The organism is Martinezella rhizogenes, assembly GCF_027460065.1.
In the GTDB taxonomy this organism is placed as follows: Bacteria; Pseudomonadota; Alphaproteobacteria; order Rhizobiales; family Rhizobiaceae; genus Agrobacterium; species Agrobacterium rhizogenes_C.
Genome location: NZ_JAPYZZ010000056.1, coordinates 1 through 568, shown reverse-complemented (window position 1 = coordinate 568; position 568 = coordinate 1). Strand labels below are relative to the sequence as shown.

The following is a 568-nucleotide window of genomic DNA, read 5'->3' as shown; positions in this document are numbered from 1 at the left end:
GCTGTCAATGTCGACGCCCTTGGCGATCGAATGGCCGTGGCCGCGATGGGTCGACGAGATGTAATCGTCTCCATTCAGGTGCAGACAGACGCCGACGGCACTTGCCTCCTGGCCAGCATAGAGATGCGTGTTGCCGGGAATGTCACCGGTCGCCATCTCGTCCATCACGCGCTCTTCGAAGCGCCGGATCGTCCGCATCGTGCGGTAAACCGAAACAAGTTCGTCGTGCGGTAACTGAAGTCCTGACATAATTTCCTCGTGGATACAGTTTGTGCTTAGGGCAGGCGGCAGGCCAGATCGGCTCGCGCTCTAGGCCCTTATTTTCCTGGATCGTCTGTACTGGTCGATGACGACGGCGAAGACGATGATGGCGCCTTTGATGATCTCCTGGTAATAGGAGCCGATCTTCAGGTAGGTGAAGCCTGAGGTGATCACACCGAGGATGATCGTGCCTATCAGGGTCCCTGTGATGCGACCTGCGCCGCCGGCGAGCGAGGTGCCGCCGATGACAGCCGCAGCGATCGCATCGAGCTCATAGGCGGTGCCCATTGTCGGCTGTGCCGAAGCC

General features: G+C 59.5%; 2 protein-coding genes. Both read right to left on the bottom strand.

Going from position 1 to position 568, the window contains the following annotated elements; all coding sequences use genetic code 11:
* Positions 1-249: thiamine pyrophosphate-dependent enzyme (locus O8B93_RS27875; protein ID WP_269713113.1), on the bottom strand; the 249-nt coding region annotated here is incomplete at its 3' end.
* Between the two features lie 60 nt (positions 250-309).
* Positions 310-568, bottom strand: a 259-nt coding sequence (locus O8B93_RS27870) for an ABC transporter permease (protein ID WP_405049104.1), incomplete at its 5' end; no start/stop codon positions are given.